This is a genomic window from Aerococcus sp. L_32 (genome assembly GCF_050689315.1).
In genome coordinates this window covers 1-546 of the sequence record NZ_JBOEQF010001224.1, presented here as the reverse complement: position 1 = coordinate 546, position 546 = coordinate 1, and the positions used below count along the sequence as shown (strand labels likewise).

Genomic DNA, 546 nt, shown 5'->3' with positions numbered 1-546 from the left:
TACTGCATTTGGGTATAAGAACCCGTCTGTAGTCACTAATTCGACGTTTAAATCAGGATAGGCTTGCGCTAAAAAGAGTTTCAGCAATCGAGCTGTTGTACTTTTACCAACTGCTACCCCACCGGCAATGCCAATAATAAAGGGCGGTATTTCTCCAGTGATGCCGAAGAAATTGGCCCGCTTTCTTTCAAGGTTCTTATAGTTTTCACGGTAAATGGCAATCAACTGGGTTAAAGGTTTGTATACTTCGTTTGCATCTTTCAAAGATAGAGAATCATTTAAAGATGTTAGCCGGTCCAATTGTTCATTGGTCAGCTTGATCTCAAATTCTTCCTTTAAGTCTTTTAAGTATTGATTCCATTCCATTCGTTCAATAATATAATAGTCTCTATTTACTTGCATACTTACTCCAAACTAGCCGGTTATTTTACCTGCCATGTGATTTCTGCTAAACAGTGGGCGTTATCTTCACTATCGATGACATGCTGCGTGTTGAAAGTACCATCCGATTTCGAGTCTTTAGATAATGTCGATAAGTCAGAATGC

At 39.0% G+C, this 546-nt stretch carries 1 pseudogene; it reads right to left on the bottom strand.

The window, feature by feature from the left end:
* Nucleotides 1-402, bottom strand: a pseudogene (locus tag ACRCJ0_RS19050) (type I pantothenate kinase); the annotation flags it as partial.
* Between the last annotated feature and the right edge of the window lie 144 nt (nt 403-546).